The sequence below is a fragment of the Bradyrhizobium centrolobii genome, assembly GCF_001641635.1.
In the GTDB taxonomy this organism is placed as follows: Bacteria; Pseudomonadota; Alphaproteobacteria; order Rhizobiales; family Xanthobacteraceae; genus Bradyrhizobium; species Bradyrhizobium centrolobii.
The window spans coordinates 23589-47976 of the sequence record NZ_LUUB01000045.1 but is presented as its reverse complement, the minus strand read 5'-3'; the positions used below and the strand labels follow the sequence as shown (position 1 = coordinate 47976).

At 63.9% G+C, this 24388-nt stretch carries 22 protein-coding genes; 11 read left to right on the top strand and 11 right to left on the bottom strand.

From position 1 onward, the window contains the following. Window positions 1-196: 196 nt before the first annotated feature. Both AYJ54_RS12300 and mfd read left to right on the top strand, forming a co-directional pair. Window positions 197-487 carry an FAD assembly factor SdhE gene (locus AYJ54_RS12300; RefSeq protein WP_063699171.1) on the top strand — a complete coding sequence of 97 codons (291 nt, stop codon included), beginning with the start codon at window positions 197-199 and terminating at the stop codon, window positions 485-487. Next, window positions 484-4002, top strand: a complete 3519-nt coding sequence (mfd, locus tag AYJ54_RS12295) for a transcription-repair coupling factor (protein WP_063699170.1) — start codon at window positions 484-486, stop codon at window positions 4000-4002. The genes AYJ54_RS12300 and mfd overlap by 4 nt, the downstream gene beginning before the upstream one ends. 199 nt (window positions 4003-4201) lie before the next feature. Here the strand turns inward: mfd and AYJ54_RS12290 are convergent, their stop codons facing one another. From AYJ54_RS12290 to AYJ54_RS12270, 5 genes are all read right to left on the bottom strand, one after another. Beyond that, window positions 4202-4594, bottom strand: a complete 393-nt coding sequence (locus AYJ54_RS12290) for a hypothetical protein (RefSeq protein WP_063699169.1) — start codon at window positions 4592-4594, stop codon at window positions 4202-4204. Between the two features lie 167 nt (window positions 4595-4761). Then, window positions 4762-5322, bottom strand: a complete 561-nt coding sequence (locus AYJ54_RS12285) for a hypothetical protein (protein ID WP_136623642.1) — start codon at window positions 5320-5322, stop codon at window positions 4762-4764. 239 nt (window positions 5323-5561) lie between these two features. Beyond that, window positions 5562-6791: a hypothetical protein gene (locus AYJ54_RS12280; protein WP_063699167.1), complete on the bottom strand. Its 1230-nt coding sequence runs from the start codon at window positions 6789-6791 to the stop codon at window positions 5562-5564. Between the two features lie 84 nt (window positions 6792-6875). After that, window positions 6876-8378: a class I adenylate-forming enzyme family protein gene (locus AYJ54_RS12275; RefSeq protein ID WP_063699166.1), complete on the bottom strand. Its 1503-nt coding sequence runs from the start codon at window positions 8376-8378 to the stop codon at window positions 6876-6878. A gap of 4 nt (window positions 8379-8382) precedes the next feature. Next, a complete protein-coding gene (locus AYJ54_RS12270; protein WP_063699165.1) occupies window positions 8383-10215 on the bottom strand; it encodes an extracellular solute-binding protein in 1833 nt (610 codons plus the stop codon). A 262-nt stretch (window positions 10216-10477) separates the two neighbouring features. Between AYJ54_RS12270 and AYJ54_RS12265 the strand changes: the two genes are divergently transcribed. Then, window positions 10478-11299, top strand: coding sequence for an invasion associated locus B family protein (locus tag AYJ54_RS12265; protein ID WP_063699164.1), 822 nt, complete (start codon window positions 10478-10480; stop codon window positions 11297-11299). A gap of 78 nt (window positions 11300-11377) precedes the next feature. Here AYJ54_RS12265 and hspQ read toward each other — a convergent pair whose 3' ends face one another. Next, complete coding sequence (hspQ, locus tag AYJ54_RS12260; protein ID WP_063699163.1) at window positions 11378-11710, bottom strand: heat shock protein HspQ; 333 nt, start codon at window positions 11708-11710, stop codon at window positions 11378-11380. Window positions 11711-11815: 105 nt separating this feature from the next. Here hspQ and AYJ54_RS12255 point away from each other — a divergent pair, with 105 nt between their 5' ends. After that, on the top strand, window positions 11816-12769 hold the full coding sequence (locus AYJ54_RS12255; RefSeq protein WP_063699162.1) for an AEC family transporter: 954 nt from the start codon (window positions 11816-11818) through the stop codon (window positions 12767-12769). A 21-nt stretch (window positions 12770-12790) separates the two neighbouring features. On the opposite strand, the gene AYJ54_RS12250 is transcribed toward AYJ54_RS12255, so the two are convergent. Next, window positions 12791-13975, bottom strand: a complete 1185-nt coding sequence (locus tag AYJ54_RS12250; RefSeq protein WP_063699161.1) for a UbiH/UbiF family hydroxylase — start codon at window positions 13973-13975, stop codon at window positions 12791-12793. A gap of 85 nt (window positions 13976-14060) precedes the next feature. Here AYJ54_RS12250 and pcsA point away from each other — a divergent pair, with 85 nt between their 5' ends. The 3 genes from pcsA (at window position 14061) to AYJ54_RS12235 (ending at window position 16617) form a co-directional block, all read left to right on the top strand. Further along, window positions 14061-14828 carry a phosphatidylcholine synthase gene (pcsA, locus tag AYJ54_RS12245; protein ID WP_063699160.1) on the top strand — a complete coding sequence of 256 codons (768 nt, stop codon included), beginning with the start codon at window positions 14061-14063 and terminating at the stop codon, window positions 14826-14828. Further along, complete coding sequence (locus AYJ54_RS12240) at window positions 14825-15559, top strand: TerC family protein (protein WP_063699159.1); 735 nt, start codon at window positions 14825-14827, stop codon at window positions 15557-15559. The genes pcsA and AYJ54_RS12240 overlap by 4 nt, the downstream gene beginning before the upstream one ends. Window positions 15560-15642: 83 nt before the next feature. Continuing rightward, window positions 15643-16617, top strand: coding sequence for a quinone oxidoreductase family protein (locus AYJ54_RS12235; RefSeq protein WP_063699158.1), 975 nt, complete (start codon window positions 15643-15645; stop codon window positions 16615-16617). A gap of 122 nt (window positions 16618-16739) precedes the next feature. Here AYJ54_RS12235 and AYJ54_RS12230 read toward each other — a convergent pair whose 3' ends face one another. The 3 genes from AYJ54_RS12230 to AYJ54_RS52255 all read right to left on the bottom strand — a co-directional run bounded on the left by AYJ54_RS12230 (window position 16740) and on the right by AYJ54_RS52255 (window position 19257). Further along, on the bottom strand, window positions 16740-17936 hold the full coding sequence (locus tag AYJ54_RS12230) for an acetylornithine transaminase (protein WP_063699266.1): 1197 nt from the start codon (window positions 17934-17936) through the stop codon (window positions 16740-16742). Between the two features lie 266 nt (window positions 17937-18202). Beyond that, window positions 18203-18844, bottom strand: coding sequence for a hypothetical protein (locus AYJ54_RS12225; RefSeq protein ID WP_063699157.1), 642 nt, complete (start codon window positions 18842-18844; stop codon window positions 18203-18205). Window positions 18845-18846: 2 nt separating this feature from the next. Beyond that, window positions 18847-19257 (bottom strand): hypothetical protein, encoded by a 411-nt coding sequence (locus tag AYJ54_RS52255; protein WP_063699156.1) that lies wholly within the window; start codon window positions 19255-19257, stop codon window positions 18847-18849. 173 nt (window positions 19258-19430) lie between these two features. Between AYJ54_RS52255 and AYJ54_RS12215 the strand changes: the two genes are divergently transcribed. Continuing rightward, on the top strand, window positions 19431-20375 hold the full coding sequence (locus AYJ54_RS12215; protein ID WP_063699155.1) for a hypothetical protein: 945 nt from the start codon (window positions 19431-19433) through the stop codon (window positions 20373-20375). A 10-nt stretch (window positions 20376-20385) separates the two neighbouring features. Here the strand turns inward: AYJ54_RS12215 and rimO are convergent, their stop codons facing one another. Next, window positions 20386-21705: a 30S ribosomal protein S12 methylthiotransferase RimO gene (gene rimO / locus AYJ54_RS12210; protein WP_063699154.1), complete on the bottom strand. Its 1320-nt coding sequence runs from the start codon at window positions 21703-21705 to the stop codon at window positions 20386-20388. Window positions 21706-21919: 214 nt separating this feature from the next. Here rimO and AYJ54_RS12205 point away from each other — a divergent pair, with 214 nt between their 5' ends. From AYJ54_RS12205 to AYJ54_RS12200, 3 genes are all read left to right on the top strand, one after another. Beyond that, entirely contained in the window at window positions 21920-22348 is a 429-nt protein-coding gene (locus tag AYJ54_RS12205) for a phage protein NinX family protein (protein ID WP_063699153.1), read from the top strand. Then, on the top strand, window positions 22345-22569 hold the full coding sequence (locus AYJ54_RS49240; protein ID WP_136623640.1) for a hypothetical protein: 225 nt from the start codon (window positions 22345-22347) through the stop codon (window positions 22567-22569). Before AYJ54_RS12205 ends, AYJ54_RS49240 begins: the two co-directional genes overlap by 4 nt. A 1483-nt stretch (window positions 22570-24052) precedes the next feature. Then, entirely contained in the window at window positions 24053-24364 is a 312-nt protein-coding gene (locus AYJ54_RS12200) for a 1-deoxy-D-xylulose-5-phosphate synthase (protein WP_201724177.1), read from the top strand. The last annotated feature ends 24 nt before the right edge of the window (window positions 24365-24388 follow it).

Genomic DNA, 24388 nt, shown 5'->3' with positions numbered 1-24388 from the left:
TAGGATCGTTTTTGCCCGTCATGCCCGGCTTTATGCCGGGCATCCACGTCTTTTTTCACGTCCCGGCGCGGGCGGAGGGCCATGAGGAATCGATGGCCTGAACTGCCGCAACAAAGGGCTGACACGGGTCATCCGAGTGGCTATATCACCCCCGCCCGGCACGTCCGGGCTTTTCGCGTTGGACTGGATTTGAGACATGACGGGAACGACACGATCGAGCGACGGGCTGGATGAGCGTCGCAAGCGGCTTCTGTTCCGCTGCTGGCACCGCGGCACGCGCGAGATGGACCTGATCCTCGGCCGCTTCGCAGACGCCGAGATCGGCAACCTGTCCGATGCCGAGCTGACCGAGCTCGAGCGCCTGCTCGAAGTCAACGATCCCGACCTCTATGCCGCCGTCACCGGCGACAAGGTGCTGCCGGCCGAGGTCGCCGGCGCACTGTTTGCCCGCATCAAGGCGTTTCCGATCGCGGACCGCAAAGCATGAAACAGCCGTCGAAATCGCCGGCCGAATTGCTGGCACCGGGTCGCGCCCTGACGCTCGCCAATGTCGCGGAGGGCGCGGAAGGCCTCGTCGTCTCCGATCTCGCCCGTGCCATCGCGGCGCGGCCGAAGAAACCTGCCGTCAGCCTCGCCGTGGTCTGCCGCGACGGCCCGCGCATGCAGCAGCTCGAACGCGCCCTGCAGTTCTTCGCGCCGGACTTGCCAGTGCTCCAGTTTCCAGCCTGGGACTGCCAGCCCTATGACCGCGTCTCGCCGCATGGCGGCATCTTGGCGCAGCGCCTGACCACACTGGCGCGGCTCGCCTCGCTCACCGGCAGCGACAAGCCGCTGATCGTGCTGACGACGGTGAATGCCATCGTGCAGCGCGTGCCCTCGCGCGACCTCGTGGCGGCGCAAGCGCTGTCGGTCGCGCCCGGCAACGTCGTGCCGATGGACACCATCGTCGCCTGGCTCGAGCACAATGGCTACAACCGTTCCTCGACCGTGCGCGAGCCCGGCGAATATGCCGTGCGCGGCGGCATCCTCGACCTGTTTCCGGCCGGCCTCGACCAGCCGGTCCGCTTCGACTTCTTCGGCGACAGCCTGGAATCGATCCGCACCTTCGACGCCGAGACCCAGCGCACGCTGCTCGACATGCGCGCGCTCGACCTCGTGCCGATCTCGGAATTCCAGCTCGTCACCGACACCATCCGCCGCTTCCGCATGGGCTATGTCGCCGAGTTCGGCGCGCCCGAGCGCGATGACGCGCTCTACGAGGCCGTCAGCGAGGGCCGCCGCCATCCCGGCATGGAGCACTGGCTGCCGCTGTTCCAGGAGCGGATGGACACGCTGTTCGACTATCTGCAGGGAGCGCCGATCGCGATCGAGCCGCAGGCCGAGGACGCGATCCGCGAGCGCTTCAAGCAGATCCTCGACTACTACCAGGCGCGCCGAGACGCGCTCGAGCATCCGACCGGCGGCGCCATCTACAAGCCGCTGCCGCCGGACCGGCTGTACCTGACGGAAGAGGAGTGGACCAGGCGCGAAAGCGGGATTCCGCTGGCGCGGCTGACGCAGTTCTCCGTGCCGGCCGACGGCGCGACCGTCGTCGATGCCGGCGCGCGCAAGGGCCGCGACTTCGCGCCGGAGCGTAACGACACCACCGTCAACGTGTTCGAGTCCGTGGTCAGCCACGTGATGGCGCTCCAGGCGCAACGCAAGAAGGTCGTGATCGCGCTCTGGACCGAAGGCTCGCGCGACCGCATGACGTCGATGCTGCGCGACCACAAGCTGACCCACACCACCAGCGTCAACAGCTGGCGGACGGTGCAGGCAACCCCGCGTAACGAGACCATGCTCGCCGTGCTCGGCCTCGAAAGCGGTTTTGAGGCCGACGAGATCGCGCTCATCAGCGAGCAGGACATCCTCGGCGACCGCCTGGTGCGGCCGCGCAAGGCGAGCCGCAAGCTCGACAATTTCATCTCGGAAGTGACGAGCCTTGCCGCCGGCGACATCGTCGTCCACGTCGACCATGGCATCGGCCGCTTCATCGGCCTGCAGACGCTCGCCGTCGCCGGGGCGCCGCATGACTGTCTCGAGCTGCATTATGCGGCCGAGACAAAACTGTTCCTGCCGGTCGAGAACATCGAGCTGTTGTCACGCTACGGCTCCGACCAGACCACGGTCGAGCTCGATCGTCTCGGCGGCTCTGGCTGGCAGACCCGCAAGGCCAAGCTGAAGAACCGCATCCGCGAGATCGCGGGCGAACTGATCAAGATCGCCGCGGAACGCCAGCTCCACGAGGCGCCGAAGCTGCCGGTGCAGCCGGGCCACTATGACGAGTTCTGCGCGCGCTTCCCCTATGACGAGACCGAGGACCAGTTGGGCGCGATCGAGTCGACGCTGAAGGACCTCGAGCGCGGCCGCCCCATGGACCGGCTGATCTGCGGCGACGTCGGCTTCGGCAAGACCGAGGTGGCGTTGCGCGCGGCCTTTGCCGTCGCGCTGGAGGGCAAACAGGTGGCGGTCGTCGTGCCGACCACGCTGCTCGCCCGCCAGCACTACAGGACCTTCTCGGAGCGCTTCCGCGGCTTCCCGGTGCAGGTCGCGCAGGCCTCGCGCCTGATCCCGACCAAGCAGCTCAACCAGGTCAAGAAGGGCATCACCGACGGCTCGGTCGATATCGTCGTCGGCACCCACGCGCTGCTCGGCAAGTCGATCAAGTTCCGCGACCTCGGCCTTCTCATCGTCGACGAGGAGCAGCATTTCGGCGTCAGCCACAAGGAGCGGCTGAAGGCACTCCGCTCCGAGGTGCACGTGCTGACGCTGTCGGCGACGCCGATCCCGCGCACGCTGCAACTCGCGCTCACCGGCGTGCGCGAGCTCTCGATCATCGCCTCGCCCCCGGTCGACCGTCTTGCGGTCCGCACTTTCGTTGCCCCGCATGATGCTCTCATGATCCGCGAGGCGCTCCTGCGCGAGCGCTATCGTGGCGGCCAGGCGTTCTACGTGGTGCCGCGCATCGACGACCTCGCCGAGGTCAAGGATTTCCTCGACAAGAACGTGCCGGAGATGAAGGTCGCGGCCGCGCACGGCCAGATGCCGCCCGCCGTGATCGAGGACATCATGACGGCGTTCTACGACGGCAAGTTCGACATCTTGCTGTCCACCACCATCGTGGAGTCCGGTCTCGACATCCCCAACGCCAACACGCTGATCGTGCATCGCGCCGACATGTTCGGCCTTGCGCAGCTCTATCAGCTCCGCGGCCGCGTTGGACGCTCTAAGCTGCGCGCCTACGCGCTGTTCACGCTGCCGGCCCAGCAGAAGATCACGGCGCAGGCCGAGCGCCGGCTCACCGTGCTGCAATCGCTGGAGACACTGGGCGCGGGCTTCCAGCTCGCCTCGCACGACCTCGACATTCGCGGCGCCGGCAATTTGCTCGGCGAGGAGCAGTCCGGTCACATCAAGGAGGTCGGCTTCGAGCTCTACCAGTCGATGCTGGAAGAGGCGATCGTCAATCTCAAGGCCGGGGTCTCCGAGCCCGCCGCCGACCGCTGGTCGCCCTCGATCACGATCGGAATGCCCGTGCTCATTCCAGAGGATTATGTCGGCGACCTTTCGGTGCGGCTGTCGCTGTACCGGCGGCTCGCCGATCTCGACACCGAGGAGGAGATCGAGAACTTTGCCGCCGAGATGCGCGACCGTTTTGGCGTGCTGCCGGACGAGGTGCGCTATCTCTTCAAGGTCGCTGCGATCAAGGCGTTCTGCCGCAGGGCCAATGTCGAGAAGATCGATGCCGGTCCGAAGGGCGCCGTCATCGCCTTCCGCGACAACTCGTTCGCGCATCCCGACCGCCTGGTGTCGTTCATCCGCAGCCACGGCCAGGCCGCAAAGGTGCGGCCCGACATGAAGGTGGTGTTCTTCCAGGACTGGGAGACGCCGGAAGAACGTCTCGCCGGCACCACAGAGATCATGCGCCAGCTCGCGCAGCTCGCTCAGAGCAAGAAGGCGGCGTAGGGCGCAGAAGTAGTTTCCCCGTCATTGCGAGCGAAGCGAAGCAATCCAGAAATGTATCCGCGGAAGGACGCTGGATTGCTTCGTCGCTTCGCTCTGCGCAATGACGGTGTTACTGGAAGCATTTGTACGGTGGGTAAAGGTGCGTAGCGCCATGCCCCCATCTCTGCACCCGGAACTGGAATCGGTGGGCCACCCTCGATCAATCGAGATGGAATCTCAAGTAAAGGTTTCCGGCCGGCTCATTCTGGAAATACAGGAGCCCTCGCGGCGCCACGCCGGTAAAAAAGCGAAGCCTCGGTGGCGGGTCGCCGGGCACTATCCTCTGCGATGGCGCACCTAGTTCGAAGAAACAGCAGCCGGGCTTGCCTTCGATTTGAATGCGCGCGTGGTCAGGGTCGTCGCGAGACAGGAAAATGATGACCGTCAGGTTTAGCTTCTCGACCTTCACATGGCATACCCCATAGGGGCACGCCGTCGAACCTGCATCGCTGTCGGTTGGTGTTTCAACGCCGTAATCCAGCCTGTAGTCCTTGGCGTAGCCGGAAGCCGGCATGAGCAGAACGGCGGAAATGAATGCTGTTGCGAATTTCATCGTCGACCGGAATATCGAGTCGCACCACAGACGAGTTCTCGCCCGGAGGTTGCAGGCAGATCATAGAAACAAATCAAGAACAAAGTCAACCGGCTCCTGGCTTTCGTGCATTGACGACAGCGGTGATGTCGCTGCGGGTGCGCCTTCTGGGCATCTGATGAACTATCTCAATCCCTGACGACGCGACGGAGAACTCGGATGTTCGGGTCATTACGATCGGGAGTTCGCTCGACGGGCGGGGCGACCGGAACACGATTGGTCTGCACTGCCTTGGGCGTCGAGAGCACGCCCTGGTCCGTCGGCGCTGCAAGAATTTGTATTCTCCCATTCGTCGTTGGTGAGGCATAGATTGGCGGGCGCGCTCGCATGATCGAATCGTTTGGATCGCGCGGACGGATCTCGCTACGGCCGTCATCCTCTAGATTCGGGATCGCATTGCTGGCCTGCTTGATAGCCGCATCAATCATTTCCTTTATAGGACCCAATACTGAGCCGGGGTCATCGACATATTGCTCGGACGCGATAACGCCGTTCTTAAATCTGTTGAGGTCATCGATGGTCTGCTGGACAGATTTTCGCGGCCCCTCGTCGCACCAGGACCCCTTGCCAGACATGTAATGATCTATGACGTCGCGCGCGCGCCTCGTAATGTCTTCCTTGTCTGACGGATTGATCGTGACAACCCCAGAGCCGATCGGCGGTAAAGGTTTCTTTTCAATCGTCGGCATCAACAATTCTCCTGTGCAAATGAAAAAACCCGCAGCGAATTTCTCCGCGCGGGCCAACTGATTTATTTCGATGATGCCATTCTGCCGGTGTTTTGCCCGACGTGGCTTCGTAAAATCCGTATGGCTTCACGTCAGCAATTGACAGCTCCTTTGCATGGGGTTGTCTTTCAGATTTTGTCGGATCACAGGGCAAACCGAGGTCCGAAGGGGCGATCCTGCGAAAGAGGGCGCGATGATATCTACGACGCCGCGCGCGGCGCTTCAGCCGAGAGACGCGCGAGCAGCGTCCGCGCGGTATCCGACGGCGACAGCGAGTCGACGCTGACGACGGGATCGCTGCGCATCTCGCGCTTGCCGTTTGAAGTGTGCCGCATCACCGCCGACAGGCGGCGAGCGATCATGTGCGCGGTCCGGAAGTCGGTTTCGGCAAACACCACGATCACCGAGCCGTCCTTCTGGACAGCGCCAAAATCCATCTGCCGCATCAGCCGGCTCAAGATTCGTGCGGCATCGAGCTGGGCGCGGGGATTGCCCGGATCGAAGGCGAAGCGCGCGACCGACAGGCCGCCGCCGCGGGCGAGCGTCTGCTCGACCGCCTTGGAAAAATCGCGGGCGAAGGCTTCGACCGTCAACAGTCCGCTGCGCGGATCGAGCCAGCCGCCGGCGTCGATCGAGCGCAGCGTGCGGCTCAGCTGAGCCTCCATCGCGTGCTGGCGGATCAGCGGCAGCGCGTTGGCCGCGATCCTGGCCGGCTCGCCCGAGATCAACTCGAGATTGGGCAGGTCGTAGCCCTGCGAGAGCTGGTGCGCGGTGACGACGACGGGCAGGTTGCGGAAGCGGGTATCCTCCGCGAGCACCGTGAGGAAGGCGTCGGCGACGCGCGCGGTGAATCCCTCGGCGAGGACGACGCCGTCGATGTCGCGCGTGTTGAGGTGCTTTGCGGCGGCCTCGATCGAGAGCGCGCCGATCACACCCATGCGTTCGCCGAGCGCGACCGAGAGTGCGGGATAGGCCGCGCCGCGGCCGATCAGGAGCACGGTGGCATCGCGCACGGGATCGGCCTCGGGCAGGGAGACCTTTGCCGTCACCTCGGGAAGGCGGCGCAACACGGTCGCATGCAGCGTGCGCACGCGGAGCGCCGCACGCAGCCGCGCGATCAGGCGGTCCGGATTGCCTTCGCGTGAGGAGAACGGCAGGGCGTTGTGGGGGAGCGTGCCCGGCGCATCCAGCGCGACGAACGGAATGTAGAGTGATTGGTCGGCGATCTTCTTGGCGAACGGCGCGATGTGCGGCTCGTGGCCGCCGGTCATTGCGGCGAGGACCGCGGCAGGTTGAACCTGCTCGACGACGCGTGCAGCACTCGTCCAGTCGCTGTCGACGATGGGGAAGAAACGGCCCTCGTCCAGCGCCGAAATGAAGGCCGGCCGCTCGGCATTGGAGACAAACAGGATCGGGCCCGCCTGGGACATCGCAAACTCTGATCACGCAATACGTGGCGCGTAATCTAGTTTGGCCGCCTTAATGCAGCGTCAACGTATCAGTTGAAACTGCGCTCAAACCGGGCCGGAACGATCGCGAAAAGCCTCAACCATCAGGGGGTTAAGGCCGAGCTCGCTGAGCGCCTCGCGGGCGCGGGCGTTATCCTGGGCGCGGCCTGCCAGCCGGTGCCCGGAGAGCCGGTCGGGCAGCGCGGTCAGGAGCGCGCCCTGGCCGAGCCGGCGCGCCCATTCCTGGAGGTCGTTGGACAGGAAGCGGTAGCCGCCGACCGCCATGATGCCGGACGGGGGCGCGGTGACGCAGATCGCGCCGCTCGTGCGGTCGATCCGCGCGGCGTAGCCGGTGTCGACATAGTCGCGCGGCGGCTGCGCCGTCAGCGCCTCGCCCACCGGCTGCGGCGGGGCGTAGGCCGCGATCGGCACCATCGGCCCGCGAAGGCCAAGCGTTCCCTTTGGCGTAAGCAGGATCTCGCCGGCGATCGAGGAGCCGGACTGCTCCCGCGGCGCGCCATGCGGGCCCGGCATCACCGGCACCGGCGTGCCGTCCTCGCCGCGCCGGGCGCCGAACAGGCCGGCCTCGCCGAACAGATAGATGTCGGTGAGCGGCGCATGCGGTGCGATCCAGGCATCGCTCGCGGCCACCTGCTCGGGCGCGCGCCACAGGCCGATGACGTTGCGCAAGGTCGGCATCCGCGCCGCGAGGTTGGAATCGCCGAGCCTAAGTGCGAGCTGCGCCGGCGCGATCAGCACCTCGCACTCATGCTCGTTGATCTGCTGCTCCAGCACGTCGTGCTCGAAGGGGTGATGCAGCGCCAGCGTGCCACCGGAGAACAGCCACGCCGCGAGCGAGGAGGCGAGGCCCGCAAACGACATCGGCGTGAACGCCGCCATCACCGTCGCACCCTGCTTGATGTCGGCTTCCAGCGACATTGCAAGCCCGCCGGCGATCAGGCTGAAATGCGGCCGCGGCACCGGGCGTAAGCCTTCCGCGGTGACGTCGAACGAGATCATCGCCGCCTTGCGGCCGTCCTGAATGACGCTGCGCGTGGTGCCGGGCGGGCGCGCCAGCACCTCGTCGAGCGAGGCCATGCCTTCGGGCAGGTCGGTGCCGAAGCCGAAGACGTGGCGGATCGAGAAGGCCTCTGCCGCGGCATGCATGGCGAGGTCGGAATAGATCACGCCGTCGATCTTGCTCATGGCGACGATGGCGCGTGCCGCGGTGCGGTTGAGCGCGGCGGTCAGTTCCGCATGGCGCCAGAGCAGCGGCAGCACGGCGACGACAAGGCCGGCGCGATGGGCGGCGAGCACAGTGAGCACGAACTCGACCGTGTTCGGCAACTGGATCGCGATGACGGAGTTGGCCGGCAGACCGGACTCGACGAAGTGCGCCGAGAGCGCCTCGATGGCGAGGTCGGCCTCGGCATAGGTCAGCCGCTTTGGCGAGCGCCCGGTCACGCGGACCTTGTTGAGGGGGTCGAGCAGCGCCGGCGCATGCGGCTGGCGGGACAGCGTGCGCTGAAACAGCGTGTCGAGCGTCGGCGATACGGGTGGCTGGTTCACGGCGTCACTTCGCTTGGGGCTGCCCCTTCGACCACCAGGTCTCCGGCAGATAGCCGGACAGCGCAGTGGTCGACGGTCGTTCTATCCGATTCCAGCGCGCGATCCATTGCTCCGATACGTTAAACAGCGGGATTGTGTAGAAGCCCGCGATCAGGGCCCGGTCGAGCGCCCGCACCGCTGACACGAACGCCGTATGTTCACGGGCCTCTAACAGGGCCGCGATCATGGCGTCGACGGCCAGATCCTTGACGCCCATGTAGTTGCGGGTGCCTGGACTGTCGGCAGCCGCGCTGCCCCAATAGAAATATTGCTCGTTGCCCGGGGACAGCGACTGGTCCCAGCGGTTCTGGATCATGTCAAATTCGAAAGCGAGGCGGCGCTGGTCGAACTGCACGGGATCCACCGATCGCACGGAGGGCTCGATGCCGGCCCGCTTCAGGTCGCGCTGGAAGGCGAGCGCGATGCGCTCCTGGTCGCGGGTCGTGACCAGGAGCTCGAAGGTGAGGGGGGCCTTGGTCCTGCGATTGCGCAGCACGGTGCCGTCGAGATCGTAGCCGGCGTCGGACAGAAGCTTGAGCGCCGCGCGCAGCGTCGTCCGGTCGCGCCCTGAGCCGTCGGTGACCGGCAGGCGGTAGCTGCCGTCCATGATGTCCGGCCGAATCTGCGCGGCGAAGGGCTTGAGCAGCTCGCGCTCGCGCGCATCCGCAGGGCGGCCGTAGGCCGACAGGTCCGAGCCGGCAAAATAGCTGGCCACGCGCGAGTAGAGCCCGAAGAAATAGTTGCGGTTGACCAGCTCGAAATCGAACAGCAGCGTCAGCGCCTGGCGCACGCGGATGTCGGCGAAGACCGGACGTCGCGTGTTGAACACCAGGAACTCCGAAGGCTGCGGCACGCCGGGTTTGATGGTGTCGCGAATGACTTCGCCGCTCTTTGCGGCGGGAAAATCGTAGCCGTCATGCCAGCGCAGGGGCTCGTTCTCGACGCGGAAATCATAGAGGCCGCGCTTGAAGGCTTCGAACTGGCCGTTGGCCTCGCGGTAATAGTCGAGCCTGATCTCGTCGAAATTATAGAGCCCGCGATTGACCGGCAGGTCGCGGCCCCAATAGTCGGGATTGCGGGTCAGCGTCACGCTGGCGCCGGGCTTGACAGCAGTGACGCGATAGGGGCCCGAGCCGATCGGGCCCGCCATCGTCGTCTCCTCGAAGGTCGCGACGTCGACCGCATGTTTCGGCAGGATCGGCATCAGGCCGAGGATCAGCGGCAGCTCCCGGTCGTTGGCACCGGCGAGATCAAAGCGGACGGTGAGGGGATCGAGCGCCTCGGCCTTGGCGACCTTGGCGTAGTATTGGCGGTGGTTGGGACGGCCGTGATCGCGCAGGAGCTGCCAGGAGAACAGGACGTCCTCTGCGAGCACGGGCCTGCCGTCGGAGAACCGCGCGCGGGGATCGAGATGGAACGTGACGTAGGTCCGCTCGTCGTCGGTCTCGACTGATTTGGCCAGGAGCCCGTAGAGCGTGAACGGCTCGTCATAGCCGCGCGCCAAAAGGCTCTCGACCACGTAGTTCCGCGTCTGCTGCACCGCCAATCCCTTCACGATGAACGGATTGAGGCTGTCGAAGGTGCCCAGAATGCCCCAGGTCAGCCGGCCGCCCTTGGGCGCGTCGGGGTTGGCGTAGGGCATATGGGTGAAACCCGCTGATAGCGCCGGCTTGCCGTGCATGGCAATGGCGTGGGCTTCCTCGGCCCGCACCGCAGTTGCCGGCAGCGCGACGGCGAGGGCAAGGCCGGCAATCAGGCGGACGCCGGGGCCCTCGATCAGGCGCTGGAACATGAACATCGGCACACGTTGATTCGAGGAGCGGCGAACCTGAATCCTATCACAGGGAATTTCACGAAGCGCAGGCACTGGCGCAGTCAAAGATGGTTGTCGGCATTGATCTTTTCGTCCGCCACGTTAAGAAGGCGGGCAATCGCGCAAGAGCGCCGAACCCGTCACTTTTCCGCCTCTATTGACGGGGAGACAGCCGCGCCAAGGCGGCGGCCTGGTTCGGTGCTTCGGGGCGGTTCGGGCACTTCCCGTTCAGAAAGGGTTTTCCGCAATGAATTTCCGTTACTTGGCCGCGTCCGTCCGGCCGCGCGGGCGACTTCTCGCCCTTTTGACGGCGACGGCATTGGTCGTTCCGTTTGCCGTAGAGGCCCAGACCCCCGCGCCGGCTCCCGGTGCGCCCAAGGCGGCTCCGGCGCCGAAAGCTGCTCCGAAGGCTGCCCCCAAGGCGCCGGCTCCAGCTCAGGCACCCCAGGCGCAGCAGGCTCCTGCTCAGGGCGCCCCGGCGCAGCAGCAGGCTGGACAGCCCGCAGATCAGCAGATCCAGCTGATTTACGCACCGTGGACCAAGTTCTGCCTCAAGGGCCAGGACGCCAACGCCAAGCAGGTCTGCTTCACCGGCAAGGACGGCCGCATTGAGTCGGGCCAGCCGGTCATCGCGGCCGTGATCATCGAGCCGGAAGGCGAGCCCAAGAAGATCCTGCGCGTGACCCTGCCGCTCGGGATGCAGCTCGTCCACGGCACCCGCATCATCGTGGACAACAACGCGCCGCTGCAGAGCCCCTACGTGATCTGCTTCGCCAATGGCTGCATGTCGGACTACGAGGCGACCCCCGACCTCATCAACAACATGAAGAAGGGGCAGAACCTTGTTGTGCAGGCGATCAACGCCAATGGCGCGCCGCTGACGCTGCCGCTGCCGCTCGCCGGCGAGTTCGCCAAGGCCTATGACGGCCCGCCGACCGATCCGAAGAAGTTCGAGGAAGACCAGAAGAAGCTCCAGGAAGAGCTTCAGAAGAAGGCCGACGAACAGCGCAAGAAGCTCGAACAGCAGGGTGCAGTAGCTCCCGGCGGCGCTCCCGCAGCGCAGAAGTAATCGGGGCTCAACGCCCGGACATGAAAAAGGCGCTCGGTTCGAGCGCCTTTTTTGCTGCCCGCTTTATCGGGGCGAAACTCAGTTCAGCGAAGGGTTGCGCGGGCGGTAGCCGCCGGCCTTGTCCTTGATGAAGATCTCGGCGACCTGGGAGTGGCGGATCGGCTCGCCGGAGTCATCCGGCATGAGGTTCTGCTCCGAGACGTAAGCGACGTATTCCGACTCCGCGTTCTCCGCGAGCAGGTGATAGAACGGCTGATCCTTTTGGGGCCGCACCTCCTCAGGGATCGACAGCCACCATTCCTCGGTGTTGTTGAATTCCGGATCGATGTCGAAGATCACGCCCCGGAACGAGAAGATCCGGTGGCGCACGACCTGTCCGATCTGGAATTTGGCGGTCCTCGCTTTAATCATTCCCCGTCGATAGACCAGGATTGTGGCCGATGCTAGTGCCTGATTCCGAATTAACCCGCCGTTGGGGGGCGGATAGCCCCCAAGCCTTCAGAAAACACTTCATCAATGGTCGATATCCTCAATCTGGCCTTACCTTATTTTGGCCTGATCTTCGTCGGCTTCGCCTGTGGCAAGTCCAAGTCCCTGCCGGAATCGGGCCTGGCCTGGATGAACTTCTTCCTGCTCTACGTGTCGCTGCCGGCGCTGCTCTTTGCGATCATGTCGAAGACGCCGTTTTCGGAGCTGAACAACCCGCCGTTCCTGGTTGCGACCACGCTGTCGACGGTTGCAGCGTTTACAATTGCACTCGTCGTCGGAAAGGTCCTCGGACGGCTGTCGCTGCGCGAGGCGACGCTTGCCGGACTCTCCGGCGGCTATGGCAATATCGGTTATATGGGGCCGGGGCTGGCGCTGGCCGTGCTCGGGTCGAGGGCGGCGGCGCCGACCGCGCTGATCTTCTGCTGCGACAGCATCTTCCTGTTCACGATCGTGCCGCTCCTGATCGAGCTCTCCGACCGCGACCATCCCTCGCTCGTGCACGCCTTCGGCGTCGTCCTGAAGCAGATCGTGCTCAACCCGCTGATCATGTCAGCCTGCTTCGGCGCGGCTGTCGCGGCGCTCCATATCGAGCTGCCGGTCGCGCTCGATCGCACCATCACCTTCCTCCAGAACGCCGCGGCCCCGACCGCGCTGTTCGTGCTCGGCGTGACGGTGGCGCTCCGCCCGTTCGATCGCGTGCCCTGGGAGGTGCCGGGCATGATTGCGGTGAAGCTCCTGATTCATCCGCTCGCGTCGTTCGCGCTGATGCTGGCATTCGGCCCGTTCGCGCAGCCCTGGGCCGCGACTGCCGTGCTGATGGCCTCGCTGCCGCCGGCGCTGAATGTGTTCGTCATCGCGCGCCAGAACGATGCCTGGATCGAATCCGCATCCGTCGCGGTGCTGCTCGGGACCTTCGCATCCGTGGTCACGCTGACCAGCGTCATGTGGTTCATCCAGACCGGGCGGCTGGCGTTTCCCTGAGCGGCCGCTAGCGCTGCCGAATTACCGCCGCCACGTCGGTGTCAGCCCCTCGCGCATGGCGAAGCGCCGCAGCGGGCCGATGGCGCCCAGCAGGTGCATGCCCACGGCGCGGACCGGCTGGAGCAGCAGGAAATCGTTGAGCAGAGAGCGGTTCGCGATGTCGATCATGAAGGTCCGGCTCAGGATGTCCGGACGCCGCGCCCAGTCGTAGCGCCCGAGCACCTCAGGCGCACCGGGATCGCGGCCGGCGGCGATCGCCTCGCTTGCGATCTTGGCGATGTCGGCGGCGTCGCGGAGGCCGAGATTGAGGCCCTGAGCGCCGATCGGGGGAACCACATGGGCGGCCTCACCGACCAGCGCGATGCGGTCGCGGGCGAAGGATTGCGGCCGCTCGATCGCCAGCGGGAACAGGTTGCGGCCGGGCTCGACCGTCATGCGTCCCAGTATGGAATGCGACTGTTTCTCGATCGCGGCAGACAGCTCCTCGTCGGTCAGGGCGCGAAGCCGCTCGGCTTCACTGGGGGCCGCGACCCAGACGATGCTGGACCGGTTGCCGGGCAGGGGCACGAACACGCAAGGTCCATGCGGCGTGTGGAACTCGGTCGAGACATTCCGGTGCGGCCGCGCGTGGGCGACGTTGAAGGTCAGCGCGGACTGCGTCAGGTCGCGGCGGTCGACGGCAATGCCGGCTGCCTCCCGGCATAGCGAATGCCGGCCGTCGGCGCCCACCACGAGCCGTGCCGTCAAGAACCGTCCGGACGCCGTGCGAACCGCGACGTCGTCGGCCCCGATGACCACGCTTTCGGCGTCGTCGTCGAAACGGACGAGCTCGGGCAATTCGGCCGCTCGTTCTTCCAGCGTCAGCATCAGCGAACGGTTGTCGATGTTGTAGCCGAAGGCCTCCAGGTCGATCTCGTGACAGGAGAACCGTACCTCCGGCGCGCGGATCAGGCGGCCGGTATCATCGACGAGACGCATGACCTCGAGCGCCGCCGCCTTGTCCTTGCAGCGGGACCAGACGCCGAGACCCTCCAGGAGATCGACGGAGGCGCCGAGCAGCGCGGTCGTGCGGTTGTCGGCATAGGGCATACGCCGCGCCACCAGCGCGGTGCGTACACCGGCCCCGGCCAGCGCGATCGCCGCCGCCAGTCCGGCCGGTCCGCCGCCGATGACGGCTGCGTCAAAAGATACAGATGCATCTGTCATGAAGGACAAATGACACGCCCCGCGGCAAATTCAAGCCCGCAGATTTTCCCTGATTTTGTGACGAATTGCGCGGCCGAACGCCGCGATGGCGGATGTGCAAACCGGTCTCATTCTGATAGCAGAAGCCATGGACAGCCAAGAGGATTCCTTGAAGCCCACGCCCGCGATCCGCGCCGCGGCCTTCTCGGTCCACATCTTCACCGCTTGCGGCGCCGCGCTCGCGCTGCTCGCGATGCTGGAGGCCGTGCGCGAGCACTGGGCGGCGATGTTTCAGTGGCTGGGCGCCGCGCTGATCGTCGATGCGATCGACGGCCCGATCGCGCGCAGGCTGGACGTCAAGCATGTGCAGCCGAACTGGTCGGGCGACGTGCTCGATCTCGTTGTCGACTTCGTCACTTATGTCTTCGTGCCGGCCTACGCGATCGTCGCCAGCGGCCTGCTGCTGCCGGTCGCTGCTCCGCTGCTGGGGATCGCGATCATCGTCACCAGCGCGCTTTATTTTGCCGATCTGCGCATGAAGGCCGATGACAATCATTTTCGCGGCTTCCCGGCGCTGTGGAACGCGGCGGCATTCTACCTGTTCCTGCTGCATTGGCCGCCGGTTCTGTCGACGCTGCTGGTCGCGGCGCTGGTCGTGCTGACGTTCATTCCCTTCCACGTGCTGCATCCGGTCCGCGTCAAGCGGCTGCGCTGGCTGACGATGTCGCTGATCGTGATCTGGGCGCTGCTCGGGCTTTATACGCTGGAGATGGATTTCCGCGTCGGCCCCGTCGTGACCGTCTCGCTGTGTGCGATCGCGCTCTGGATCGCCTTCAGCGACGCACTGATCCGGCTCGTAAAATCCTTCGCATGATGCATCTGTTGACCAGCCCCGAGGCCTGGGCCGCGCTCTTGACCCTGACCTCGCTCGAGATCGTGCTCGGCATCGACAACGTCATCTTCCTGTCGGTGATCGTCTCGCGCATCCCGCAGAAGCAGGCGCATCGCGCCCGCCAGATCGGGCTGGCGCTGGCGCTGGTGTTCCGCATCATCCTGCTCAGCGTGCTGGTCTGGCTGATCGGCCTGACCGCGCCGGTCCTTGCGTTCAAGGGCTACGACTTCTCCTGGCGTGACATCATCCTGATCGGTGGCGGCCTGTTCCTGATCGCAAAAGCGACCCACGAGATCCATGCCGAGGTCGATGCCGATGACGAGGAGGGCGAGGGCTCTTCCGGCCGCAGCGCGTTCCTCTGGGTGATCGCCCAAATCGTCGTCATCGACATCGTGTTCTCGCTGGACTCCATCATCACCGCGATCGGCATGGCGCAGGACATCGAGATCATGATCGCGGCCGTCGTGATCGCCTGCCTGATCATGTATCTCTCGTCGGGGCCGGTGGCGCGATTTGTCGCGGAGCATCCGACCACCAAGATGCTGGCGCTGGCGTTCCTGGTGCTGATCGGCGTCGCGCTGGTTGCGGATGGATTCAAGTTTCACATTCCGCGCGGCTACATCTATTTTGCAATTGCGTTCTCGGCGGCGGTCGAGTTCTTCAATGTGCTGGCAAAGCGCAACCGCAAAATGGCTCGCCGTTCGCCGCTTTAGTCGTTCTATCCAGCGTTGAGTTGACAAGGCGGACGCGATGCCTTTCGCTTGCGAAGCGGGGCGGGACCGAGGGAGGCCAAGCGATGACCAAAGCCGTCCGGGTGCACAAGGTCGGAGGTCCCGAAGCCCTGGTCTATGAGAGCGTCGAGGTGCCGGCGCCGGGCCCCGGTGAGGTGCGCATCCGCCAGCACGCGGTCGGGCTGAACTTCATCGACGTCCATTATCGCACCGGGCTCTACAAGGCGCCGGGGCTTCCGTTCATCGCCGGCAACGAGGCCGCGGGCGAGGTCGTCGCGATCGGGCCCGGCGTGACGCACTTCCACCCCGGCGACCGTGTCGCCTACTACCATAATCTCGGCGCCTACACCGGCGAGCGCAACCTCCCCTGGGAGCGGCTGGTCAAGCTGCCCGACCACATCACCTTCGAGCAGGGCGCCGTGCTGATGCTGAAGGGGTTGACGGTCTGGTACCTCCTGCACAAGACCTTCAAGGTCGAGCCGCATCATCGCGTTCTGGTCCACGCCGCCGCCGGCGGCATCGGTCTGCTAGCATGCCAATGGGCGAGAGCGATGGGAGCGCATGTGATCGGCACGGTCGGCTCGCGTGCCAAGGCCGAGCTCGCGGAGGCCAACGGCTGTGACCACGTCATCCTCTACAATGAGGAGGATTTTGTCGCGCGCGTGAAGCAGATCAGCCGCAACGAGGGCTGCGACGTCGTCTATGACGGCGTCGGCAAGGCGACATTCCCCGGCTCGCTGTCCTGCTTGAAGCCGCGCGGCATGTTCGTCTCGTTCGGCAATGCCTCAGGTCCGGTGCCGCCATTCGCGATCGCCGAGCTCAACAATCACGGCTCGCTGTTTGCGACCCGGCCGAAGCTCAACGACTACATCGGCAAGCGTTCGGAGCTGCTGGAAGGCGCCGACACGCTGTTTGCCGCCGTCATCAGCGGCAAGCTGCACGTGCCGATCAACCACGCCTACGCGCTGAAGGACGCGGCCAAGGCGCATATCGATCTCGAAAGCCGCGCCACGACGGGTGCGTCGATATTGAAGCCGTAGTTGACCGTCATTCCGGGGCGATGCGAAGCATCGAACTATGGTGCGCAATTGCGCACCTGAGAATCTCGAGATTCCGGGTTCGGTCCTTGCGGACCGCCCCGGAATGACGTGAGTGTGTGCGGCTACGCCACCCGCCGTGCCGCACCGGCCTTGGTCAAAATCCCGTCCAGGCAGTCGATCATCTCGGCGATCGCCTGCCGCGTGACGTTCAGCGCGGGCATGAAGCGCAGCGTGTCGACCTGCGGCGCGTTCAGGAGCACGCCGGCCTCGAACGCCTGCGCGACGATCGCGGGTGCGATCGGCAGCTTGAGATCGAGCGCCAGCAACAGACCGCGGCCGCGCACGCCCCCGAGGCCGTGCCGCGCCGAGACCTTCTGTAGCTCGCTCTCGAGCAGGAGCCCGGTCTCAGCGACCGACTTCAGGAAGTCCGGCTTGCCGACCTGCTCCAGCACGGCGAGGCCCGCTGCACACATGATCGGATTGCCGTTGAACGTGCCGCCCTGGTCGCCATGCTCGAAGCAGGACGCGCGCTCGGTCGCGAGCAGCGCCGCGAGCGGCACGCCGCCGCCGATGCCCTTGCCGAGTGTCATGATATCAGGCGCGATCCCGGTGTGCTCGTAGTGGAAGAGCTTTCCGGTCCGGCCCATGCCGGTCTGGATCTCGTCGAAGATCAGCAACAAGCCATGCGCAGCAGTGAGCGTGCGTAGCTCCTGCAAAAACTGATCGGTCGCCGGCCACACGCCGGACTCGCCCTGGATCGGCTCGAGCATCACGGCGACGGTGTTGTCGTTGATCAGCGCTTCGACGGAGGCGATGTCGTTGAGCTTCACCTTCTTGAATCCGGCAACCTTCGGCTCGAACAGCGGCTCGAAGGCTTTTTTGCCCGACGCCGACATCGTCGCCAGCGTGCGGCCGTGGAAGCCGCCTTCGAAGCTGATGATCTCGAACGCGCCGCTCTTGTGCAGGCTGCCATATTTGCGTGCGAGCTTGATCGCGCCCTCATTGGCCTCCGCGCCGGAATTGGCGAAGAACACCTGATCGAAGGCGCTGCTTTCGACGAGCGCCCGCGCGAGCTTGAGACTTGGCTCGTTGTAGAATGCCGGGCTCGGCGTCAGCAGGCGCTTGGCCTGCGCGGCGAGCGCATCGGCGATCGCCGGCGGCGAGTGGCCGAGGCAATTGACGGCCCAGCCCTGCACGAAATCGAGATAGCGCTTGCGGCTGTCGTCCCAGAGGTAGGAGCCCGCGCCGCGGACGAACACGGCCTTGGGCCGTGCGGTGATGTCCATCAGCGCGTCATACGGATGGGTGGCGTCGGTCATGTCGAACTCCTCTGGAGGCGGGTGAAAAAGGCGCGCGAAAAGCAGAAAGGCCGCACTTTGCGGGTGCGGCCTTCTCGAAAACTTTGCTGAATTCAGTGCTTCAGCGGCGTCGTCGGACATGGCGCAACCCATCATCGTCGCGGGTACGACGACGGAAAGCTGCGCGGCGGTTGGTCCGAGAGTTGATCATGGGGCGCGGCCATACAGCCGAATGGCAGGGGTTGTCAAGCGGGCGTTCTGCAAGACACCCGCCTCGCGTGTATCGGTCAGGTCAGATGCGCGGCTTCCTCGGCATCCTCGTCACCCCAATCCGCCTCCGCGATCGCGGTGTCGATGAGCTCGCCGCGCAAGAGCTTGAGCGGCGATTTCCAGTACAGCGCGATGTTATGGAAAGGATCGGTCAGCACCTTGAAGACCCAAACCAATCCGGTCGTGACGTCGCGCGTCATGAAGAGCTGGATCATGCGAATGATGCCGCCGCCGATGCCGATTGCGAGCCACACCGCGCCGACATCGTTGATGAAGTCGAGCCGCCCAGTGGGTGGATCGAACAGGCCGAACAGTGTCGGGACTGCGTACAGGACAAGTGGCGTGCTGCCCCACACGATCAGCAGGATGATCTTGCGGGTCTGGTTGTAGCCGACCTTGACCGCTTCCTTGTATTCGTTGCTGACGTCGTTCACGGCGTCATAGCCGTTGGGCTCGAAGAAGAAGTGCCCGGTCTGCCGCGTCAGCATCGCGAGCCAGCCGACGAGGCCAGCAAGCGCAGGATCCCTGAACAGCAGCGCGTAGCAGCCGAGGAAGATCACGGCGCTGATCAGGTGCAGCGTCTGATTGACGGTGCTCTGGTGATAGTAGCGGTAATCGTCGAAGCGCTGCGTGCGCAGCATGTCCGAAAGACGGCTCATCATCAATCCTCGCTCGCGTTGCAAAGCGCGGCAGCCATAGGCCGAGTCCGTGACTGATGCGTGAATGCACTATAGTTACGCATCGCAGCATGCCGCCGCGCGCGAAACGACGATGCTGCGGTGGAAGATGACTGAATGTCGTAATAGTCGAACGCATCAGCGATGCCGGCATTGATCGTGTTTGCGGCTGCGATGGCGCGCTCCGCGCCGTCGGCATCACGCTTCTTGCGCTTGGCAAGTCCGCGGCCGTAGAGCGCGCTATCGAGTTGCGGCTTCGCCATCAATGGCGCATCGTCATTCGCAATGGCGGCGTCGAGATTGCCGAGCTTGAGGAAGGTGAGGGCGCGGCTGTCGAGCGCGCAGCGCGCGGAAGACAGGGATTGCGCGGTGGCGGGCACGGCAAGCAGGGCCAATAGGGCGCCGATCGCGCACAGGTATACCAGCCTTGGGATTGTATTTCATTGATTGCCGCGCAGAAACTATTGAGGCTCTAGCGCGTTTGTGATCAACGGGAGTGGATTGGTTCGAACCGAACGCCTGGCGAATCAGACCAAGTGGGGCGGGATCAATCAGATAGTTTTCAGCCTTGTCAGATACGCCTTATCCAATCGACCTCGACAGCATCCGCGGCGCGTTTCCGCCGGGCCTCGAGGCGCCGTCGTTGCTGCTCGATTTTGCCGGCTGGCTCAGGGGGCGCCCCTGGGGCAGCGTCGGCTGCTTCTCGCTGCAAGGCCAGTTCTCCGACCAGGCGCCGATCTTCGACGGCAGTCCGTTGCGCGATCGGTTCGCGCTGTTCATGCGGCTGCCGGATGGCTCGGCCGTCGGCGGCTGGTATGGCGCCGGCCTCGACCGGGACGATCCGCCGATGGTGGGGCTGGGATCGGAGGGCGACTACCAGCTGCTCGCGCCGACCCTCGACGGGCTGCTTGCGAAGCTGACGTCGCAGGAGTTCGACAAGGCCTGGAGCGATCTGTTGCCGGACGATGAGGTCGAGTGTCAGACGGTCGAGCTTGCGCAGTGGCTCGCCGGACGCCCGACGGCCGAGCCGAAGACGGCACCCGAGGAATCGCCGTCAGACCTGCCCGACTTCCGCGGCTTCGTCGAAAAATGGAGCCGGGATCGCGAGGACTACTGGGCCAATCACCGGCTGATGGCCGAGCTCGGCTGGCGGCTTGCGGCCCACCTGCCGAAGGGCAAGAAACCCTGGGACACGACGCGGTTCGAGATCGCGATCGTCGGCACGCAATATCAGGCGCGCGTCCTGACGCGCGGACCGCAGCCGTTCGAGGAAGCCGCCTCGATCGAATCGCTGCTGCGCGACCTGCGCGAGGAGATGCGTCGCGCGCAGCCCGAGCTCGGGCTGTGGTACGCGATGAATTTCGCACTCTATGCCGACGGCCGGGTCATGCCGCGCTTTGAATACGACGCATGCCCGACCATCGACGGCGAGCCCGCAAAACTCTCCGAAGCCAAGGCCGATCTTGCGCGGGCGCCACGGCCGCAGCGCTGGGTGCCGAAGTGGCTGGTCTGACGGAGCGCGATCAGAATCCCGCGACGCTGCCGTGCAGATCGTATTCGTCCGCGCGCTCGATCTTGGCGGTGACGATCTCGCCGACGCGCAACGGGCGGCGGCTGGAGAGATAGACGGCACCGTCGATCTCCGGCGCGTCCGCCTTCGAGCGGCCCCTTGCAACGGTCGGGCCGACCTCATCGATGATCACCTGCTGGCGCGTGCCGACCTTGCGCTTGAGCCTGCGCGCGGAAATCTTCTGCTGCCGCGCCATCAGCGCGTTGTAGCGTTCCTGCTTCACCTCATCCGGCACAGCGCCGGGAAGCGCATTCGACGTGGCGCCGGCGACCGGCTCGTATTTGAAGCAGCCGACGCGGTCGATCTCGGCTTCATCGAGCCAGTCGAGCAGATAGGCGAAATCGGAATCGGTCTCGCCGGGGAAGCCGACGATGAAGGTCGAGCGCAGAGCCAGATCGGAGCATTCCTCGCGCCAGCGCTTGATCCGCGCCAGCGTCTTGTCCTGCGCCGCCGGCCGCTTCATCGCCTTCAGCACCTCCGGGCTTGCGTGCTGGAAGGGGATGTCGAGATAGGGCAGCACCTTGCCCTCGGTCATCAACGCGATGACCTCGTCGACATGCGGGTAGGGGTAGACATATTGCAGCCGGACCCAGGCCCCGAGCTCGCCGAGCTCGCGCGCGAGATCGAGGAATTTGGCGCGCACCGCGCGATCCTTCCACGGGCTCTCGGCATATTTCAGATCGACGCCGTAGGCCGAGGTGTCCTGCGAGATGACCAGCAATTCCTTGACGCCGGCGCCGACCAGCCGCTCGGCCTCGCGCAGAACGTCATTGGCCGGGCGCGAGACGAGGTCGCCGCGCAGCTTCGGGATGATGCAGAAGGTGCAGCGGTTGTTGCAGCCTTCGGAGATCTTCAGGTACGCGTAGTGGCGCGGCGTCAGCTTGATGCCCTGCGGCGGCACCAGGTCGAGATGCGGATTGTGCGCCGGCGGCAGCGCACGGTGCACGGCATCGAGCACGGACTCGTATTGCTGCGGGCCGGTGATGGAGAGCACGCCGGGATAGGCCTGCTCGATCTGCTCGGGTTCCGCGCCCATGCAGCCGGTCACGATCACCTTCCCGTTCTCGGCCATGGCCTCGCCGATCGCCGAGAGCGACTCCTGCTTGGCGCTGTCGAGGAAACCACAGGTGTTGACGATGACGATGTCGGCCCCGTCATGCTTGCGGGCGAGCTCATAGCCCTCGGCGCGCAGCCGCGTGATGATGCGCTCGGAATCCACCAATGCTTTGGGACAACCGAGGCTGTGGAAGCTAATGCGCGGCGCTCTGTCCATGTAATTGGCCCTGAATCACGTCTGAATTTGCGGGATATTCGATCTAACTAGTTGTGCCCATAGAAAAATTCAATAACTAGCGCAGGCGTTGCTGTGATAACGTAATACACGTAATAGGAGATTGGAATCCACCAATGCCTAGGGACCTGTAAGGTTCATGAGCGGCCGGAACTCGGCCCCATCGAGCCGCAGAAATTCATCAACAAGGAGGGGTATGGACGGACTGAAGGTATCGAAGCTGCAAGGCGCGCAGCTCGACTATTGGGTAGCGCGCGCCGGCGAAGTATGGGCGTGGGCGCACGAGCTGTTCCCGACGATGACGCTCGACCCGACGTTCAAGGGCGTGGAGTTGTTCACGTTCGAAGGTGGCCGCACGGTCTGCCGGCTGGTGCCGCGCAATCCATTCCGCCAAGACTACCGGATCTTCACGCCGTCGACGTCGTGGGAGCATGGCGGCCCGATCATCGAGCGCGAGCGCATCCTGTTGTGGCCCTGTACGCAGGCCAACTACGGCAATCCAATCCGCAACTGGACGGCACGCGTCGAGCGCACGCCAGACGTTCAATACTTCTCGGACACGCCGCTCGTCGCGGCGATGCGCGCCGACGTCGCCAGCAAGTTCGGCGATGAGGTAGCGGCATGAAAATTACCGACCTGACACGCCGCGTGCTGGCTGTCCGCCGCGAGGAGTGCCGCATGAAGGCGGCTGGCTACCGCATCCCTTTTGTGAAGGCGGCCCACTCCTCACTGATTGTGACCCGAAATATGCCCGGAGGTATCGCGCCGACTTTTGTTGGATCAAGATCAGCCAACGGAGGATTGCACACTTTGATGAAGAAGTTGACGGCGTTGTCGGTTGCCTGAACTCCAGCCACCTGAGCCTCAGGTGCATGCGTTCTGACACAAGCTTTGAGATTGGAAATGACTTGCCGCAGTTGCTCATTTTGAGTCGTCTGCGCCGATGCCGACAAAGGCACAGTTGCAAGCAGCAGTGTGATTGCGGTTCTCAACGTATCAATTCCACAAAATTAAGCCCCGCCAGAATTGGGTTAGGTCATTGCGGTTTAAGTGTGGATAGCACCCGCGCGACGCGCCAGCTACTGGATAGTCGCCTTTGGGTGGCGGCCGGTAAGGCTTCGGATTCAGCACATGAATTCTGTTTCGCATCCGGAAGCCGACATCTCGCCTTAATGAGCACACGCCCTAAATGACAAGTTGATAGTCCAGACGACAGCCGCCTTCGGGCGGCTTTTTCTTTGGGGAATGCACAGCGAAATATACATTCGTTGTCTCAGGGGCAACCAAGCGATGCGAAAGAAATAGTCGGCGCTCTTTTCATGTATTCGCCCGAAACCTACGTCCGAATTATTCGTGAATGCGATCCAAGTAATTGATCCCATAGAAAAATTCAACCACTAGCGCACTGAGGGCGATGGCATCGTACTGCACGCAGTGGGCAAGTGAATCAACCAGTGCCTATGGACCTGTAAGGTTCATGAACGGTCGGAACTCGGCCAAATCGAGCCGCAGAAATTCATCAACAAGGGAGGGGTATGAAAGAGCCGGAAATCTACCAGACAGCGCGATGGCTATTACCGGACATTCCGACGCCAGCGTTCAGCTCCGCGCGTGATTCATGACTCCGTATAAAAGTCCAACGACAATGCAGACAAAAAAGACAAGGGCACAAATGCGGTAAACCACAATTGCAGGACGCAGCTCTCGAACCACTGCTGCAAGTTGCGTCTCTTGTTCCCGCGACAGACCGTCCCTGAACATTGGGCCGCCGAGTTGCCTGGAGAACCATGGACGTCCGAATTGAAAAGAAAACTCGGTGTAAGAAAACCTCTCTCTCACACCATCAAGCGATCTGTAGATCGAATAAACTCGCCAGTGCCAATACACTGCACAAAGCAGGACAAGTCCGCAAAGAAGCCCAGCTAAAGCAAAAGGAATAAGCGACGACATCGATGCTTCCACTATTGCGATATGGCCGTTCGTCCTACACGCCTTACTCGACGTGTTGATAGTCCAGATGACAGCCGCCTTGGGCGGCTTTTTCTTTGGAAGCGCAGGTCGAAAAATATACATTCGTTGTCTCAGGAGCAGCCAAGTGATGCGAAAGATATAGTCGGCGCTCTTTTCATGTAATCGCCTGGAGCCTGCACCCGAAATGTTTGGATATGCGATCCAACTAATTGATCCCATAGCAAAATTCAACCGCTGGGCATGTTCCCGCGATGATTTTGGCCAAGCTTTTAACGACCGTTAAAGAGACGTTCGCCTAAAAGTTGTTAGATTGAGGCGACGCGGTTTATGCGCGTACAGCAGGACGGAGCGGAGATCGGTGCCGAAAACGCGCATCATGTATATTGAGAATAAATCCTCTTCGCTGAATGGACCGGCGCGGATCGGCCGCGTCACGTTCTCGAAGACCGGCAAATCCATCAACTATGGAGGGCGCACTTTCCAAAGCCTGAAAGGCAGTGGCTTCAAGGCAAATTTCTTCGACGTTGAAACTGGAGAAAGGTTTTGGATTTCGGGTCCGCGAAAAGATGGCAAAGATCGCCTCTACGCTGAGAGCTCCGCACCTGTCGAAATCGATGCTGAAGTCACCGAGGAATACTGGCGTGACATTAGAGGAAAGCTCTCCGATTGAGATCCACGAACGTAGCTCTGATCC